The 17,030-nt window shown below is 28.7% G+C and carries 22 protein-coding genes and 1 tRNA gene; 20 read left to right on the top strand and 3 right to left on the bottom strand.

Annotation, left to right across the window (positions count from 1 at the left end; all coding sequences use genetic code 11):
* From AJN69_RS07990 to AJN69_RS07940, 11 genes are all read left to right on the top strand, one after another.
* A partial coding sequence (locus AJN69_RS07990; protein ID WP_070288345.1) for an RloG protein occupies window positions 1-747 on the top strand: 747 nt, incomplete at its 5' end.
* Window positions 748-760: 13 nt separating this feature from the next.
* Window positions 761-997, top strand: coding sequence for a hypothetical protein (locus tag AJN69_RS07985; RefSeq protein WP_002787289.1), 237 nt, complete (start codon window positions 761-763; stop codon window positions 995-997).
* Window positions 998-1,487: 490 nt separating this feature from the next.
* Window positions 1,488-1,712, top strand: a complete 225-nt coding sequence (locus tag AJN69_RS07980; RefSeq protein ID WP_044261582.1) for a hypothetical protein — start codon at window positions 1,488-1,490, stop codon at window positions 1,710-1,712.
* A gap of 462 nt (window positions 1,713-2,174) precedes the next feature.
* Window positions 2,175-2,414 (top strand): helix-turn-helix transcriptional regulator, encoded by a 240-nt coding sequence (locus AJN69_RS07975; protein ID WP_052776566.1) that lies wholly within the window; start codon window positions 2,175-2,177, stop codon window positions 2,412-2,414.
* A 147-nt stretch (window positions 2,415-2,561) separates the two neighbouring features.
* Window positions 2,562-2,864 carry a hypothetical protein gene (locus AJN69_RS07970; protein ID WP_070288343.1) on the top strand — a complete coding sequence of 101 codons (303 nt, stop codon included), beginning with the start codon at window positions 2,562-2,564 and terminating at the stop codon, window positions 2,862-2,864.
* A gap of 82 nt (window positions 2,865-2,946) precedes the next feature.
* A complete protein-coding gene (locus AJN69_RS07965) occupies window positions 2,947-3,261 on the top strand; it encodes a hypothetical protein (protein ID WP_052949219.1) in 315 nt (104 codons plus the stop codon).
* Window positions 3,198-3,959: a hypothetical protein gene (locus AJN69_RS07960; RefSeq protein WP_044261579.1), complete on the top strand. Its 762-nt coding sequence runs from the start codon at window positions 3,198-3,200 to the stop codon at window positions 3,957-3,959. The genes AJN69_RS07965 and AJN69_RS07960 overlap by 64 nt, the downstream gene beginning before the upstream one ends.
* Window positions 3,960-3,967: 8 nt before the next feature.
* A complete protein-coding gene (locus AJN69_RS07955; protein ID WP_002787300.1) occupies window positions 3,968-4,192 on the top strand; it encodes a hypothetical protein in 225 nt (74 codons plus the stop codon).
* Window positions 4,193-4,579 carry a hypothetical protein gene (locus AJN69_RS07950; protein ID WP_070288341.1) on the top strand — a complete coding sequence of 129 codons (387 nt, stop codon included), beginning with the start codon at window positions 4,193-4,195 and terminating at the stop codon, window positions 4,577-4,579.
* Window positions 4,548-4,901: a hypothetical protein gene (locus tag AJN69_RS07945; RefSeq protein ID WP_002787307.1), complete on the top strand. Its 354-nt coding sequence runs from the start codon at window positions 4,548-4,550 to the stop codon at window positions 4,899-4,901. Before AJN69_RS07950 ends, AJN69_RS07945 begins: the two co-directional genes overlap by 32 nt.
* Before the next feature lies 1 nt (window position 4,902).
* Window positions 4,903-5,109, top strand: coding sequence for an AlpA family transcriptional regulator (locus AJN69_RS07940; protein WP_002787309.1), 207 nt, complete (start codon window positions 4,903-4,905; stop codon window positions 5,107-5,109).
* On the opposite strand, the gene AJN69_RS07935 is transcribed toward AJN69_RS07940, so the two are convergent.
* From AJN69_RS07935 to AJN69_RS07925, 3 genes are all read right to left on the bottom strand, one after another.
* Window positions 5,106-6,281, bottom strand: a complete 1,176-nt coding sequence (locus tag AJN69_RS07935; RefSeq protein ID WP_070210779.1) for a site-specific integrase — start codon at window positions 6,279-6,281, stop codon at window positions 5,106-5,108. The two genes, AJN69_RS07940 and AJN69_RS07935, sit on opposite strands and share 4 nt — an antisense overlap.
* Window positions 6,282-6,488: 207 nt before the next feature.
* A tRNA-Ile gene (locus AJN69_RS07930) sits at window positions 6,489-6,565 on the bottom strand.
* A 53-nt stretch (window positions 6,566-6,618) separates the two neighbouring features.
* On the bottom strand, window positions 6,619-7,719 hold the full coding sequence (locus AJN69_RS07925) for an FtsW/RodA/SpoVE family cell cycle protein (RefSeq protein ID WP_044780131.1): 1,101 nt from the start codon (window positions 7,717-7,719) through the stop codon (window positions 6,619-6,621).
* A gap of 77 nt (window positions 7,720-7,796) precedes the next feature.
* On the opposite strand from AJN69_RS07925, the gene AJN69_RS07920 reads away from it, so the two are divergent.
* The 9 genes from AJN69_RS07920 to AJN69_RS07880 all read left to right on the top strand — a co-directional run bounded on the left by AJN69_RS07920 (window position 7,797) and on the right by AJN69_RS07880 (window position 17,026).
* Complete coding sequence (locus AJN69_RS07920) at window positions 7,797-8,765, top strand: RluA family pseudouridine synthase (RefSeq protein ID WP_070210338.1); 969 nt, start codon at window positions 7,797-7,799, stop codon at window positions 8,763-8,765.
* The gene (locus tag AJN69_RS07915; RefSeq protein ID WP_079860350.1) at window positions 8,710-9,945 is read left to right on the top strand and encodes a fibronectin type III domain-containing protein; all 1,236 of its coding nucleotides are present in this window, start codon (window positions 8,710-8,712) and stop codon (window positions 9,943-9,945) included. Before AJN69_RS07920 ends, AJN69_RS07915 begins: the two co-directional genes overlap by 56 nt.
* Entirely contained in the window at window positions 9,945-11,123 is a 1,179-nt protein-coding gene (trmB, locus tag AJN69_RS07910; RefSeq protein WP_070210336.1) for a tRNA (guanosine(46)-N7)-methyltransferase TrmB, read from the top strand. Before AJN69_RS07915 ends, trmB begins: the two co-directional genes overlap by 1 nt.
* Before the next feature lie 69 nt (window positions 11,124-11,192).
* The gene (locus AJN69_RS07905) at window positions 11,193-11,858 is read left to right on the top strand and encodes a cell division ATP-binding protein FtsE (RefSeq protein WP_002856386.1); all 666 of its coding nucleotides are present in this window, start codon (window positions 11,193-11,195) and stop codon (window positions 11,856-11,858) included.
* The gene (locus AJN69_RS07900; protein WP_070210335.1) at window positions 11,845-12,651 is read left to right on the top strand and encodes an FtsX-like permease family protein; all 807 of its coding nucleotides are present in this window, start codon (window positions 11,845-11,847) and stop codon (window positions 12,649-12,651) included. The genes AJN69_RS07905 and AJN69_RS07900 overlap by 14 nt, the downstream gene beginning before the upstream one ends.
* Window positions 12,648-13,841, top strand: a complete 1,194-nt coding sequence (locus AJN69_RS07895; protein ID WP_070210334.1) for a murein hydrolase activator EnvC — start codon at window positions 12,648-12,650, stop codon at window positions 13,839-13,841. The genes AJN69_RS07900 and AJN69_RS07895 overlap by 4 nt, the downstream gene beginning before the upstream one ends.
* Window positions 13,842-13,892: 51 nt before the next feature.
* Window positions 13,893-14,612: a UMP kinase gene (gene pyrH / locus AJN69_RS07890; RefSeq protein ID WP_002871033.1), complete on the top strand. Its 720-nt coding sequence runs from the start codon at window positions 13,893-13,895 to the stop codon at window positions 14,610-14,612.
* Window positions 14,613-14,622: 10 nt separating this feature from the next.
* Complete coding sequence (locus tag AJN69_RS07885) at window positions 14,623-14,847, top strand: DNA-directed RNA polymerase subunit omega (RefSeq protein ID WP_002853464.1); 225 nt, start codon at window positions 14,623-14,625, stop codon at window positions 14,845-14,847.
* Window positions 14,831-17,026 (top strand): bifunctional (p)ppGpp synthetase/guanosine-3',5'-bis(diphosphate) 3'-pyrophosphohydrolase, encoded by a 2,196-nt coding sequence (locus AJN69_RS07880; RefSeq protein WP_070210333.1) that lies wholly within the window; start codon window positions 14,831-14,833, stop codon window positions 17,024-17,026. Before AJN69_RS07885 ends, AJN69_RS07880 begins: the two co-directional genes overlap by 17 nt.
* Window positions 17,027-17,030 lie beyond the last annotated feature (4 nt).

Genomic DNA, 17,030 nt, shown 5'->3' with positions numbered 1-17,030 from the left:
ATTGTTAATTTTAAAATAAAAATTATCCATGAAGAAAACATAGAACTTGGGATAATGGCTAATTCTTTGTTAAGTTTTCAAAAATTAATGGATAGTTTTATATCAAAAGAGCACGGTATAACACAAAGTAAAATTTTTTTAGAAAAAGTTGAAACTGGCAGTGATATATATTCTTTGGTTTTTGAAATAGCAGGAGAAGTTTTGCCTATTATTGCACCTATTCAAGCATTAAATGAATTTATAGAACTTATTATATCTTTTAAAAATATCAAATCAAAAAGTATAGAAGAAATAGAAGAAAATCCGCATTTTACTAAGTATAATGCCAATAATTTAAAAAATATATTTGCACCCGTTACTATAAATCAAAATACTTTTTTTATCAATCATAAAGGTGAAGAACTTTTGAGAATAAATAGTGATGAAGCTGAGCTTATTTATGAAAATGCTAATTACATTTGCGAAAAAAAGGAAATTGAATATCAAAAGATACATGAAAATGCTTTGATAACGATGTATAAAACTACAAATAAAATAGACAATAAAACAAAACATAAGGCAAAGTGCGATGCTTTAAGTCCTTATGCGGTTGATGTTAGTTTTAGTGATGAGAAAATAGCCGAAGAAGTTTTGAAAAATCCTTATGGATTTAATTTTTTAGTAGATTTAGAGTATTATAAAAACGATAAAAATAAAATCATTTTATATAGAATTTTTAACATAAAAGATAACATATCTTTAGAATAAAAGAAAGGGAAAAATGACAAGTGAAGAATTAAAACAATTTTGTAAAGAGCAAGGCTTAACTTATAAAGAGTTAGCCGAGTTAATAGGTTTTGGTGAAGGTGCAGTAAAAAATGCCATTTCTACTGAAAAAATAAGTTTTCAAATGGCACACGCTATTAATATGCTTAAAAAAATTTTTGAACTAGAAGCAAAATTAGAAAAAGCAGAAGCTATCAAAAAAGACTTTAAAGCGTGGATTAACGAAAATTAATCCACAAAGTAAATTTAAATTACTTCTTTATCTACAAAAAATAAAAATAAATTATTATAACCTTGACAATTAGTAATTATTATGTTATAATTGTGTTATCAAAAGTAAAGATAAATTACTTTTGAAATAAAAGAAAGGAGTAAAAGATGAACGCTAGTGATGTGCTCGAGTTAATCACTGCTTTAATCTGCTTGATAACAGCCATTATCAACGCAAGAAAGCATTAAGGCAAAGGGCGAAAGCCCTTATCATCTTTTACCTTTTCTATTATATCAAAAAAGGAGTTAAAAATGATTTTAGAAATTATAGTTTTAGTATTAGCGACTTTATTATGTGTTTTATCGGCAAAAGTTTATAGGCTTGAAAAAGAACTTAAGGAGCTTAAAAAATGAGTAACAAACCATACCTAGAAAACGAAATAAAAGCTTTAAAATGATAGTTAAAACTTAAGTATGTTTTGGTAGAATTTGTTTTTTGAGAAAGGTTTTAAATGACAGCACAGGAAATTAAGGAATTTTGCAAGGAAAATAATTTTACTTATAAAGATTTAGCACAAAAATTAGGCTGGAGTGAGCCGAGTTTAAGGGCTACTATTGCAAGTGGAAAGATTAGCGAGCAAACTTCCGCTGCTATAAATTTATTAAAAGAAACTATAGAACTTAAAAAACAACTTAAAGATTGGGAAACGATTAAAACTATTTTCAAGAATATTTAATTGTTAAATAACTTAACAAAAATTCTACCAAAACACAAAAATAATTATCAATTTTAAGCATCAATTAATAAGATACTTTGTATAATTTAATTATAAATGTTAAGAAAATTAGCATTTATAAATATATAAAGAAAGGAGTAAGCATAATGCAAAGGTTAGATTTTTTAATCAAAGTCGCAATACTTGTTTATCTAATCTCAAAAATAATCCAAACTTGGATTTAACTAAGGGGCTTTTGCCCCACCTTTAACATTATGCCTACTCTTATTTTAGCATAAGGAGTTTAAAATGAGTGAAATTTTAGAAGTTTTGCAGGTGGTTTTACTTGCTTATATAGCATTGATGATTAGTAAAGGAAATAAAAATGAGTAACAAACCATACCTAGAAAACGAATAATCACATAGTTATTAAAGTTTTAAGTGATTTTTAGTAGAATTTGTTTTTTAAAAAAAGGATGATTAATGGCAAAAAATGATGAAAATCTTATCAGAAAAACCTGCAAGGAGTTAGGATTAACTTATAAACAACTTGGGGAAAAGATCGGATATAGCGAAGCCACTTTAAATAAAAATGCTTCTACTGGTGAAATAAGCAAAACAATAGAAGTAGCCATTAATTTATATTTAGAGACCTTAGAGCTTAAGAAACAGCTTAAGCAATTTAATCTATTGAAAGAGATTATAAAGGATATTTCTAAATAATCACTTCTTTAATAAATAAATTTTCTACTAAAAACTTATAAAATATATAAAAATATATTGACTTTATTTCTTAAATAAGTTATAATTTATTATTAAAACATATTTGAGAAGCTTATCAAGTATCTATAAACCAAAAAAGGAAGTTAAATGCAACATCTAGAAAACGAAATAAAAGCTTTGAAATATCAGCTTTTAATAGAAAAACAAAAGCACAAAAAGACTAAGGCAAAGCTTTTTAATCTTAAAAACATATCAGAAGAAAATTATGAGAGATTAAAAACAGAATTTGCTAAATACGATTTATTTGTTTTTAAAGATTTAGAGCTTTACCTATGGCTAGAAACAATCATAAAAGAATTGCAAACTAAAATCAAGCAAACAAATGAAGATTTAGGAAAGTTTGCCTTTGAAATTTTAGAATTTAGGCTTAACAAAAGAAAACAAATTTAACAACAAATCCCATAAATAGCAGTGTTTAGGACATTTTAATAAACCCTAAACACTCATTTAATGTCTAAAAAAAGGAAAAAAAATGAGTTTTAAACCCATACAAAAAGATAATGATGCTTTTAAAAAAGCACAAAGAGCAAAGGTAATAGAAAGTTTAGCAATGCGTGGCTATGCACTTGTAAAGATAAGTAGCAATGGCTTTTTAATGAAAAAAGGTTTTGAAAAGGATATTTTATGCAAACAAATCATAGCACAGGATACGACAGCTTCCGTTTCGTTATCAATAAAAAAACCTTTTACAAATACCTTAAAAGATGGGGGCTTTTTGAAAAAATGCGAAGCACAACAAGAAATAAAAGCATTGATGAATTTGCAAAAGACAAATTCAAAGGCATAAAAACCAATGATAAATTTTATCCTTTTAAAATGCGTTATATCAATATAAAACCTAGAAATAAAAGCCTTTCAAATACTATCATTATATTAGATAATTCTAAGGCTTGCTTTGAGCTTTCTAAAAAGAATAAAAAAGCAAAAGATTACTACATAGAGGTGCAATTTAATGGGCTTTATCAGCCTAGTAAACAAATAGAAGCTGAAGTGTGGAAAATTTTAAGCAAAATGATAAAAAGGTTTAAAGCTTATAGTGTGGATATTGCCTGTGATTTTGATGATGATCTAGCAGTATCTAAACCAAGAGAATTTAAACACCAAGAAAGGTTTAGCAAACTTAAAATCTTTGGCGATTTTCATACTTATAAAACAAGTATGTATATCAACAATCCTCAAAGTAAATACTATAAATTAGAACGCATTTTACTTTATGATAAATACGAAAAACAAAAACACTATCACAAAGAAAACATTAAAAGGGAATTTGTGCGATGGAAAAGATTAGAGCTTACATTGAAGATAAAGGATAAGTTCTTAGATAGAATAGAAAATGATATCAATGATGCATTAGATCTTATGCAAGATTATTTAAGAATGGTAGGAATTTGGCATTTTAATATGAGAGTGATACTTGAGCAAACAAAGTATTTAAACAATCCGCGTTGGGCTAAGATATTTAAGCCTTACGCTTTGGCAAGTTAGGAGAGAATATGAAAGTAAATTTTATTTTTAAAGGGACAATAAAATGTTCAAAATGCAACTTAGAATTTGTGCCAAATTCTAAATTTTTTAAAGGTCTTGATGAAATTATAGGCGATGTAAAAAGCGTGAGTTTAGATGGCTTTTGTCCTGAATGTGATAATAAATTAAAAACTAGCTTTAAAGTAGAAAAGATCACAAGAGAATTTAATAAAACTTATACAATGAGGTGTTAAATGAATATTACAAGAGAATTAGAAGCTTACGATTTAGCAAAACTTGTTTTAAATAATGATCTTAAATACTTTTTTAAAGATGCAAAGATTGTAGGGGAAAATAAAGAAAGAAGACTTTGTTTTTATTTTTCAGATTCTTTTGTTTTAGCTTTATTTGAAAAAGAAAAAGAAAACATTTTACAAAGACTAAGAGAAGAATACAAAAAGAAATTAGAGTTTTACAAACGAATTGATTTGGTGTTTTATTCTATCGCAGCAAAAGGAATAAATGAGCTAAAAGCAAGAAGTAAAGAAGAACAAGAAGTTTTAGAACGCGGACTTTTAAAACTTGAAAATATAATTAAAAGGATAAAAAATGAAAGAATTCAAAGAATACATAAAAGCTAAAATAGCATTAGAAAAAGAGCTAGAAAATACGCAAGAAATGTTAAAGCAAACGATAAAAGAAATGTTGCTTTTAAGAAACGACAATGCTTTTAATCAAAATGCAAACGATGAGATGTTAAAAGCTATTAATAAAAATTGGAAAATAACAGCTTCGCTTGAGAGTTTAAGTGATACATTAGAAATTAAAGTGCTAGAACAAAGCACGAGCTATAATCGCTTTTGTTTTGGTGATGTTTTGATTTTAATCAGCAATTTTTTAAGCTATGAAGAGCAAAAAGCAATTATTGCAAAATTAGGCTTTGATTTAGAGAAAGGAGTATGAAATGGCAAAATTTGGTAAGATAGAAAAATTATTATCAACAAAAGAAGTAGCGGAGTATCTGGGATTTACTCCGCTAAAAATTCGCAAAATGAGAATGCGAGTAAATCAAAATAAATTTAATTTTCCTAAAGGGATTAAAATAGGTTCTACTTTTAAATACGAAAAAGCCGAAATTGATAAATGGTTGCAAACTTGCAAGGTGATTTAAAAATCCCCTGCAAGTTTTTCGATATAATCTCCCCACCACTGCATTAACTTTCTTTTTAATTCTATATTTTCACTACGATTATAAGCTTTTAAAATGGCGTTTTTTTGCTCGTGTGCTAAACACTGCTCGGCTATATCCATACTCACACCATGATCTAATTGATGTTCGTTGGCTAAACTTCTAAACATAGCACGAAAGCCATGTGCACTTTGAATACCTTTATATCCTAGTCGTTTATTGATATTACAGGTGATATTCTCGCTATTACACCCATTTTTTGAACTTCCAGCAAATATATAATCATTGACTTTCATTTTCTTTTGTTCTTTTAAAATTTTAAGCGCTTGAGAATTTAAAGTGATAATATGTTCTTTTCTCATTTTCATTTTTTCAGCTTTAATAGTCCATATAGCATTTTTTAAATCAATTTCATTCCAAGTTGCTTTTATAACATTACCGGGGCGTTGTGCAGTCAAAAGATTAAAAAGCATTAGATTTTTATGTGTTTTTTTAAGATCTGAATTTTTTAAGGCTAATATATATTCTTTAATTTTATCGTTTTCTAGTAAAGTTGGCTGATGAATTACTTTTGAAGCTTTTTTAAAAACTATGGAATTATCAATACTTGTCACAGGGTTATTTTCTACGATTTCAAGTTGCAAAGCATATTTAAAGATTTTGTTAATCCAGCCTTTAGCTTTTATAAGTGTAGGGATTTGATGCTCTATGGTTTTAAGTGTTTCGATGACATGTGAACGCTTGATGCTTTCTATATCTACATCTTTGAAATTCTTAAAAACGCCATTTTTGTATTTTAATCCTCTTTGTATTTCTTTTAGGCTTAATCCATCAGCCTTACATTTTTCTAAAACTTCATCATATATATCGCCAAATTTAAGTCTTTTAGCGTTTTTTATGTTTTGTCCTTTTGCTTTTAGCTTAAAAGCATTTAAAGCGATTTCTCTAAGCTCTGCTAAGGAAAGTAAAGGATACTCTCCTATTTTTATATAAGTATCATTTGCTTGTCTTATTTTAAATAATTTTTTACCACTAGGATAAATAAAAACATATAAGCCTTTTAAACTCGGATCAGCAAATTTTATAAATTTTTTATCACTTTCGCATTTAATGCTTTTTAAAAAACTATCGGTAAGTTTGTTAATTTTTGCCATTAATTTTCTCTCTTTTTTAGTGTCTATTTTGGTGTAAAAAGTAGCCCATTTTGTAACCCATTTTTATAAAAGTGACCCACTTTTTTAAGAACATTATAGCACATTTTGGAATATAAAAGAACGATATAGAACAAGCTTTAAAACATTTTATTATAGGCATTTGATTAATATATTAAAGCAAAATAGGGATTTGATAAAAAAGAGCAATGGTGGATTTAGCAGGACTCGAACCTGCGACCAACCGGTTATGAGCCGGTTGCTCTAACCAACTGAGCTATAAATCCGCCTAAGTTGAATTAAAAGATAAAATTATATCTTATTAATGCTTAAAAATATTTTATTTAGCCTTTATATCCATCCAAAAATATCTAAAAGTGATTAAATGCTGTAAAATTCCAAAAAAAATCATAAAAATAGTAAAAGAACTTCCACCATAACTAAAAAAAGGCAAAGGGATCCCAACTACTGGTGCAAAACCTATAGTCATTGAGATATTTACTGCCGCATAAATAAAAATAAATAATGCAACACAATTAATAGCAACTCTAGTAAAATAATCATCTTTAAGTTTATAATTTAAACTAAGTAGATGAAAAATAAGTAAAATATAAAATATAATTAATGTCAATCCCCCAATAAATCCAAATCTTTCTATCATATAAGCGAAAATAAAATCACTAGTTGAAATAGGTAAAAATTTAAAATGAGTTTGCGTAGCTTCATCTTGAGATTTTCCAGTTAAACCACCATTTCCAATAGCTATCATTGATTGGGCTACTTGATAGCTTGGTTTTTCTGAAATAAAATCATGAATTCTTTGCTTTTGGTAGGGCTTTAAAAGATGTGTATAAATAATAGGAGAACTAACACTTATAGCTATAACAATACTTAACCAAATTTTATAATGAACTCCCATGATAAAAAGCACTCCAAAACCAACAAGTAGTAAAACCATAGCACTTCCTAAATCAGGTTCTTTTGCAATTAGCAAAAAAGGTAAGATGATGTAAAAGCTAAGTTTGATGAATTGTTTAAGTTTGTATCCATTTTTTGGAGGAGGATTTTGATAAATAAGATAAGCAAGCATTAAAATAAAACTAGGTTTAAAAATTTCAGAAGGTTGTATAGTAAAGTGAGTAAAAGGAATTTCAAGCCATCTTTTAGCACCTAATTTTTCAACCCCAAAAATATCTACGCTTAGCAATAAAAAAATATTAATCCAATAAGCAACTGGAATAATCCAAATAAATTTCCTTATGGGAAAGAAGAAAAAAACCATAAAAGCAAACAATCCCACACAGGCATAAACAAACTGTTTTTCTGCTAAAAAAGGATTAGCTTCAAAGATCAAGAAAAATGAAATAAGAATTATGGGTAAAAATAAAATGGGTTGCATATAGTCAAAATGAGTTAAAATTCTTCTATCTAATCTAAACAAAATTTGCCTTCAGTTAGTAATATAAAGCTATAATTATAAACTAAAATTTTAAATTTATCAAAACCTCCAAGGAAAAAATGCAAACTTTTTTAGTAGATGAAAATTCAAGGCTTGATGTGTTTTTGGCTAAAAAATTAAACCAAAGTCGCAATCAAGTTGCTTTACTTATAGAAAAAGATTGCGTACAGGTTAATTATAAAATTCAAGATAAAAATTCATTTAAGCTTAAAAATGGTGATATTATTTCTATTGTAAGTTTAAAGCTTTACGATGAGATAAAACCTCAGTTTGAAGTGGATTTTGATATTGATGTGTTATACGAAGATGAAGATTTGCTTGTTTTAAATAAACCTTCAAATTTAGTCGTTCATGGAGCAAGTAGTGTTAAAAATGCCACTTTGGTGGATTGGTTGATAGAAAAAAAATATACTTTATCAAATTTAGGAGGAGAGATAAGAGCTGGTCTTGTTCATAGATTAGATAAAGATACAAGTGGGGCTATACTAATAGCGAAAAATAATTTCACCCACCAAAGATTAAGCGAACAGCTTGCAGATAAAAGCATGGGAAGAATTTATCTTGCGTTAATTGATTTGCCACTAAAAGAAGATAAAATTATAGTAGAAAAATTTTTAATGCGTTCGCCTTCTAATGCTATTAAAAAAATAGCCATAGATAAGGAAAATAAATTCAGTAAAAATGCAAAATCAGCTTTCATAAATGTAGTAAAAACTGAAAATTTAACTCTGATGGCTGCTAAGCTTTTTACAGGAAGAACTCATCAAATTAGAGCGCATTTGGCTAGTTTAAATCGCCATATTTTGGGCGATAGTTTGTATGGTTATAAGGGTAAGTATGATTGTAGGATAATGTTGCATGCCTATTTTTTGTATTTTATCCATCCAAAAACTAAAGAGCAAATTTTTGTTAAAGCACCTTTGATGGAAGATTTTAAAAACATTATGTTTGAACAAATTAATTTAGGAGAGAATGATGAAAAGATTTCGCTTGAGTTTTTACTTGAGTTTTTTAACTCTTTTGCTTAGCGCTTGTAGTGTTTCGCAAATGAATTCGCTAGCTTCAAGTAAAGAGCCTGCCGTAAATGAAAGCTTACCAAAGGTTGAAAGTTTAAAAAGTCTTGGTGATATGAGTAATATTGCTTTTGAATGGGAGCCTTTATATAATGAAAATATCAAAGGATTTTATTTGTATCGTTCTAGTGATGAAAATCCTGATTTTAAACTTGTAGGCACTATTAAAGATAAGTTTCAAACTCATTATGTAGATACTAAATTAGAGCCTGGTACTAAGTATCGTTATATGATGAAAAGCTTTAATGAGCAAGGACAAATTTCAGAAGATGGCAAGGTTATAGAAGTGAGCACAGCTCCAAGACTTGAAGCTGTTCCTTTTATTCAAGCTGTGACCAATTTGCCTAATCGTATTAAACTTATTTGGCGTCCGCATCCTGATTTTAGGGTTGATTCTTATATTATTGAAAGAACTAAAGGTGATGATAAAGAATTTAAAAAAATTGCAGAAGTAAAAAATCGCTTAAACGCTGAATACATCGATAGTGATTTAAAACCTAATGAAAATTCAAGTTATAGAATTATTGCTGTGAGTTTTAATGGGATAAAGAGTGAGCCAAGTCAAGTTGTAAGTTCTACAAGCAAGGCTTTACCCCCTCAAGTTGAGCATTTAAGTGCTAGCACAGATGGTTCTAATAAAATCATTTTAACTTGGGATGCTCCTACGTATGAAGATTTTTCTTATTATAAAGTTTATTCTACGAGCTCAAGCTTCCTTCCTTTTAGTGTTTTGGCAAAGACTGATAAAAATTCTTATGAGGATATAGTAGAAGGAGCAGGTAAAAGCAAGTATTATAAAGTAACAATAGTGGATAAAGATGGTCTTGAAAGTCCTATGCCAAAAGATGGTGTAGAGGGTAGAACTTTAGATAATCCTTTGGCTCCTAGTATTATTTTGGCTCAAAGCACAAGCGAAGGGATAAATTTAGAATGGAGTGATAATGATACTAGAGCTGTTGAATATGAAGTAAGACGCTATGGTGGAGAGCAAAATGCAGTTTTTAAAGGCATTAAAGAAAAGCGATTAAAAGATGTAAAAGCTTTACCAGGGGTGGAATATAGTTATGAAGTTATTGCTATTGATTCGGCTGGGCTTCGTTCAGAACCTTCAAGCAAAGTTAAGGCGGCTCAGTAGTGCCAAATTTTAGAAGCAAAAAGATCAAAGAAATGAATCTGCCTTATAGCAAGGATGATGTTGAATTTCTTTGGCTTGCTAAGAATGATAATGTTAGTCTTATTTATACAAAGGTTCAAGAAGAGAGTTTTTTTCTGCAGATTAAAAAAGCACAAAATGGTTTTGTGATTAAAGGCGATAAACATACAAAACCTTCTAAAATAGGTTATCTACAAAAGGCTTTAAAAATCTTTAAAGAAGGTTTTTGTGAGGATATTATCAATGAAGCTTTTGGACTTAAAAACAATGCTTTAATTGAAAAAACACCATTTATCGTTGATAACTTTGATGAACTTTTATCTAGACTTCAAGGTAAAATTTATATAGAAATAGGCTTTGGATCAGGAAGACATTTGCTTTATCAAGCAAAAGAAAATCCAAATGTTTTAATTTTAGGGGTGGAAATTTACAATCCAGCTTTAACTCAAGTAGCTAAACTTGCTAAGGCACAAAATGTAAATAATATTTTGCTAATCCAAAGTGATGCGAGATTGTTATTGAGTGTATTAAAATCAAAATCAGTTGAAAAGATTTTTTTACATTTTCCTGTTCCTTGGGACAAAAAGCCTCATAGGCGAGTTATTGGGAAGGATTTTTGCAAAGAATGTGCTAGGGTTTTAGTTCAAAATGGTCGTTTTGAGCTTAGAACAGATAGTTTTGAGTATTTTAATTTTACTTTAGAGCAATTTTTGACTTTTCCTGCGCCAAAATTTAGTCTTAGAAAAAATGAAAATTTAGAAATTTCAAGCAAATATGAAGATAGATGGAAAAAGCAAGAAAAAAATATATATGATCTTTGGGTGTGGAATTTTAACCAAGACTGTAAAAATTATGAGTTAAATGAATTTAATCTCTCATCGGTTGAATTTTCTAGAGAGGATTTAAAAAAAATAGAGCAGAACTTTAAAAATATTACTATAAAAAAAGATGATTTTTTCTTGCATTTTGAAAGCATCTATAAACAAGATGAGAATTTGCTTTTAAAGGTTGCTTTTGGAGCTTTTAATAAGCCTGAACATTGTTATTTGCATCTTGATAAAACGATTGATTTTGCTTTTAAAGAACCATTTAAAATTCAAGAAAACATTAAAGCGGTAAATGAATTAAAAGAAATTTTAAAAGTTCAGTTTAAAATATAATTTTTCTTGAAAATTAAGCAAAAATAAAGCATAATTTAAAAATTTAAAAAGGGAAATTAAGGAAAAAGGATGCCTAATTTAATCCAAGCAAATAAACTTACTTTAGGTTATGATGAACTAGTTATTAAAGAAGCGAGTTTTGCTTTTAAGGATGATGATTTTGTTTTTATTACTGGTAAAAGTGGGAGTGGCAAGAGTACGCTTTTAAAGTCTTTTTATGGGGATTTAGAACCTATTTCTGGCAAGCTTGAAGTATGTGGATCTTTGATGAATAAAATTGGAAATTTAGAACTTTTAAAATTGCGTCAAAGAATAGGGATTATTTTTCAAGATTATAAACTTGTACAAGAATATAGTGTTGAAAAAAATGTTATGTTGCCTTTAATGATTAAAGGTTATAGTAAAAAAGTATGCCATGATCAAGCTGCTAAGCTTTTAAAGCATGTAAATTTAACTTTTAAAGCAGATAAATTGCCTAATCAACTTAGTGGTGGTGAGCAACAACGCGTCGCTATGGCTAGGGCTTTAGCTCATAATCCAAAGCTTTTGCTTTGCGATGAGCCAACGGGAAATTTGGACGAGTATTCTTCTGATATTATATGGACTCTTTTAAAGTCTGCTAGAGAACTTTTAGGAACTTGTGTTATAGTGGTAACACATAGAATTCCTAGCAATTTAAGAGTGGATTATCGTCGTTTTAATATAGAAAATGGAAAAATGAATGAAATTTTTTAAAACACATTTATCTTTAATTTTATCTTTATTGTTTATGATGTTTGCTTTTGAGTTTATTTTGATTACAAATGCAACTTTAAAACATTATGAAGAACTTGTTAATAAAGATTATAATATTATAGTTGTCAGTAAAACTGAACTTGATCAGAATGTGGTAAAAACAAAAGTACCATTTTTTGCTGGACTTGAATCTTTAGATCCTAAGGATTTAATCGATCGTTTGAAAAATGATGTTTCTGAAAAGAATTTGAAAGTTTTAAAAGATTCTCTGCCAAAATTTTATACTTTAAAATTAAATTCTTTGCCTGATCAAAATGAACTAAATTCAATTAAAAATCAACTTTTAAATATTGTAGGTGTTAGCAGGGTTGAAACTTTTTCCAAAACCCATGATAAGATATATTCCTTACTTATTTTGATGAAATTTGTTTTTTGGTTATTTTTATTTATCATTATTTTACTTGCCTTTGTTTTGTTTTTAAAACAGATGAGAATTTGGCTTTATGAACATACCGATCGTATTGAAATTATGTGTTTATTTGGAGCTCCGTTTTGGTTTAGATCTTTTATGCTTTATAAGGTAGTTGTGGTTGATTGTTTTATTGCTTTTATTATTTTGCTTGCCTTTTTTACCCAAATTTTTGATCTTTCTATTATCCAAGAAAGCTTAAAGGCTGTAGATATTATTTTTCCACCTATTAATTTTATTTTACATTTGACTTTAATTTTTTTAGCTACTTTGTTTATTTGCTTGTTGTGTGTAAATACGGTTATGTTTAAGGTTAAAAGATGAGAAAAAACATTCTTATCTTTTTTTGTTTTTTTTTATTTGTTGATATAAGTTTAGCAAATGCTATAAATGAAAAAACAAAAAGTTTAGAAGAAAATAAACGTATACAAGAACAGCTAAACAAAAAACTTGAAGATTTGGCTAGTGATATTTTAAATGGTGAAAAAAGTTTGAAAGACTTAAGCTTACAAATTGAAGGCTTAAATTCACAAACTTCTAAGCTTGAAGCAAGCGCTAAGGCTCAAAATCAAGAGTTAAACACCCTTACAAGCCAAAATGAAGATTTGCTTAAAAGTAAATCAAATATGGAAAGTAAGCTTATATCTTTAATGGCTAAAGATTTTGCTTATGATTTACCTATCCCTCAAGGCTATATTGAAAGTGAAGAAAGTTTTATGGCTTTTGAAATTTTAGGAAGTTTAAACAAAGTTTTAAATGAAGAAATTTTAAAAATTTCTAAAGATTATGAGGGAGTAAATAGGCTTATTGATGATAAACAAGCTCAGATTAAGAAAATCAATGATAGTCTTAAGGATTACAACGCTCAATTAGCTAAACTTCAAAGTTTAAAACAAAAACAAATTAGCGAAATCAACAAACAAAAAACAGATCGAACTATATATGCAAAAAAACTTGATGACTTACAAGCTCAGCAAGAAGAGCTTAGAAAAACATTAAATCAATTAAAAATTATTAATGATAAAGAAAATGTAAATTCAAGCAAAAATGATACTAAAATAGTAAAAAATAATCAACAAATAAGGCAATTAGGTTCAAGCTATCAAGGAGGTTCAGTCAAGCGTTACACAGGAAAAAAAACCATAGCTCCATTGGATTCTTTTACTGTGAAGCAAAAATTTGGAAATTATGTTGATCCTGTTTACAATCTTAAAATTTTTAACGAGAATGTAGTTTTAAGAAGCAATAAAAGCGATGCAGTTGTTAAAAATGTGCTAGATGGAAAAATAGTTTTTGCCAAAGATACTAGTATGTTAGCTCGAGTTGTTATTGTTGAACATGATAATGGCATACATACAATATACGCACATTTAGATAAGATTGCTCCTAATATTAAAGTTGGTAAGAATATTAAAAAAGGTGCCGTAGTGGGTAGAATAAAAAATGATCTTACTTTTGAAGTAACTCAAAAAAATTTTCATATCAATCCTTTGGAACTCATTAGCTTAAATTAGCTAAATTTAATGGAATTTAAAATATAATTTCAAGTTAAATAAGGAGAAATAATGCAAGAGAGAAAAAGAGTTTTAGTAAAATTTTCAGGAGAGGCTTTAGCAGGTGAAAATGGCTTTGGCATAGAAAATTCTATTTTAAAATTCATAGCTTCAGAGATTAAAGAACTTGTAAAAAATCAAATAGAAGTAGGCATAGTTATAGGTGGTGGCAATATTATTCGTGGAGTAAGTGCTGCTAAGGGCGGATTGATTAAAAGGACAAGTGGCGATCATATGGGAATGCTTGCTACGGTTATCAATGCTATTGCCATTCAAGAAGCCTTGGAAAGCTCTGGGCTTGAAGTGAGGGTTCAAAGTGCTATTCAGATGGAAGCATTTTGTGAAACTTATATTATGAGAAGAGCACAAAGACACTTAGAAAAGGGTCGTGTTGTGGTTTTTGCTGCAGGCACTGGAAATCCTTATTTTACTACAGATACAACAGCTATTTTAAGAGCTGTAGAAATTGATGCAGATATGGTAATAAAAGCTACAAAAGTTAATGGAGTTTATGATAAAGATCCAAAAAAATTTGATGATGCAGTATTTTTAAATACTTTAAGTTATGATGAGGCTATGCAAGATAATATTAAAGTGATGGATGATACAGCGATAGCTTTAGCTAAAGACAACAAACTTCCTATAGTGGTTTGTAATATGTTTGAAGAGGGTAATTTGCTTAAAATTATACAAGGTGATACTAGCCTTTGTTCAATCGTTAAAAATAATTAAGGAGAAAATTATGGATAAAAGAATAGAAGAAGTAGCGGCAAAAGCTTTGGAAAAAATGGGCAATGATAGATATCGTCTTTCTTTAGTGGTGGCAAAAAGAGCAGAGCAATTAGCAAATGGTGCGACTCCTTTAGTGGATTTTGATAAAAATAAAAATAAACTTGCAGATATAGCTTTATATGAAATTGCAGAAAATAAAATCACTTTAGAGGGTTTAGTTGAAACCAATCGATGAAGAATTATTACTTGAACAATTAATCGATAATGTAAAAAATTGTAAAGATTTAGAAGCTGCTAAGGTTTTACTTTTCGAAATTTGTGGCCACGATGCCATTCTTGAAAAAGCAGTAGATTACTGTATATTTTGCCATGAAGGGCAGTTTAGAAAAAGTGGAGAGCCTTATGCGGTACATCCTATTTTAGTAGCAACACTGGTTGGATTTTTAAGTGAAAATAAAAGCAATATTTTAGCTGCTTTATTGCATGATGTGATCGAAGATACAAACTGCACCGAAGAAGAACTTAGAGAGCAGTTTGGTTCTGAGGTTTTAAAACTTGTTTTAGGGCTTACTAAAATTATAGAAATTAGAGAAGATAATCTCATTTCATCAAAATCTAAAAAAAGTTTAACTAAATCAGCCTTGACTTTCAGAAATATGCTTTTAGCAAGTATTGAAGATGTTGGGGTTTTGATTGTGAAGTTATGCGATAGACTGCATAATATGCTTACTCTTGATATTTTAAGAGAAGATAAGCAAAAAAGAATCAGCGAAGAAACTTTAGTTGTATATGCCCCAATAGCCCATAGACTTGGTATTTCAAGCATAAAAAATTATTTGGAAGACCTTAGTTTTAAATATCTTATGCCAGATGAGTACAAGCTTATTGACAATTATATCAATTCCAACAATCAAGAAATGCAATTAGGTTTAAATGAATTTATTTCTAAAATCGAACTTTTATTTTTGAGCAATGGCTTTAGACAAGGTAGTTTTGAAATTCAAAAACGCATTAAACATAGCTATTCTATTTATCTTAAAATGCAAAGAAAAGGCATTGGTATTGAAGAAGTTCTTGATTTACTTGGGGTAAGAATTTTGGTTGAAAAAGTAAGCGATTGTTATTTAGCTTTGGGAATTTTACATACACATTTTAATCCCTTGGTTTCGCGTTTTAAGGATTATATAGCCTTGCCTAAACAAAATGGTTATCAAACCATACATACCACACTTTTTGATGCTAAAAGTATTATAGAAGCACAAATTCGAACTTTTGATATGCATAAAATTGCGGAATTTGGTATAGCAGCGCATTGGAAATATAAAGAAGATGGTAGCGTGGTTGCGCCTCGTCTTGATTGGCTTACAGATATTTCAATGCAAAGTATAAACAATCTTGAAAATGCAGAAGATTATAATGCTATTGAACTTTATGAATATGCTAAAGATAGTCTTTATGTTGAAGATGTTGCAGTTTATTCTCCTAAGGGAGAAATTTTCACTTTGCCTCGTGGTGCAACGGTTCTTGATTTTGCTTATGAAGTGCATACCAAAGTAGGGCTTCATGCAAAAAGTGCTTATGTAAATCGTATTAAAGTACCTTTGTTAACTGAGCTTAAAAATGGCGATATTGTGCGAGTGGTTACTAGCAATGATAAATTTTATCGCTGTTCTTGGATAGATAGTGTTAAAACAGGAAAAGCAAAAGCAAGTATAAGGGAATTTTGTAAGCAAAAAATCAGAGAGATTAATCTAGCAAGTTCTATTAATATGTTAAGTTTTATTTTTGGAGTTGATAAAAACAGAATTGAAACTTGGATAGAAAAAGAAAATTTAGCCAGACGTATTAGACAAGTAGCAACAGATAGTGCTTATTTGAAAGATATAGTTAATGGTCTTAAAAAATACGCCAAGAAGTCATATTGGTTTGATAAATATGAGATTAAAGAGCAAAAAATAGGAAATTTTACTCTATATTGTAACCATAAAATCGCTAATGTGGATTTTGATTTTTGTTGCCATCCAAAAAGAGGTGATGCTGTTTTAGCTTTTGTTAAAGGTGGTAACGCTATTGTCCATCATAAGCTTTGCGATAGAGCTGATAAAATGATAGATAATAATCAAGATATGGTATTTATAAAATGGGATTCTAACATCCCTAAATCTTATAAATTGATTTTTTCTTTGGAAAATAAAAAAGGTGTTTTAGCGGAATTTTTGGCATTTTTAGCTAAAATGCAGATAAATTTATTAACAATTAATTTATCAAGTGATTTAAATTCGGCGGTAGATTATTTTGAGATTACAATGGAAATTCCTGATAATATCAACCCAGATAGTGTCAAGGATAGGTTAAAATCTCGTTGTAAGATTTTAGATTTTACATCTTTAAATGATGCTTATAAAGAAGGTTAAAAAG

Origin of the sequence: Campylobacter sp. BCW_4338, from assembly GCF_001763255.1 — a bacterium.
In the GTDB taxonomy this organism is placed as follows: domain Bacteria; phylum Campylobacterota; class Campylobacteria; order Campylobacterales; family Campylobacteraceae; genus Campylobacter_D; species Campylobacter_D jejuni.
The sequence above is the reverse complement of the archived record's forward strand: the minus strand, read 5'-3'. Positions and strand labels throughout refer to the sequence as shown.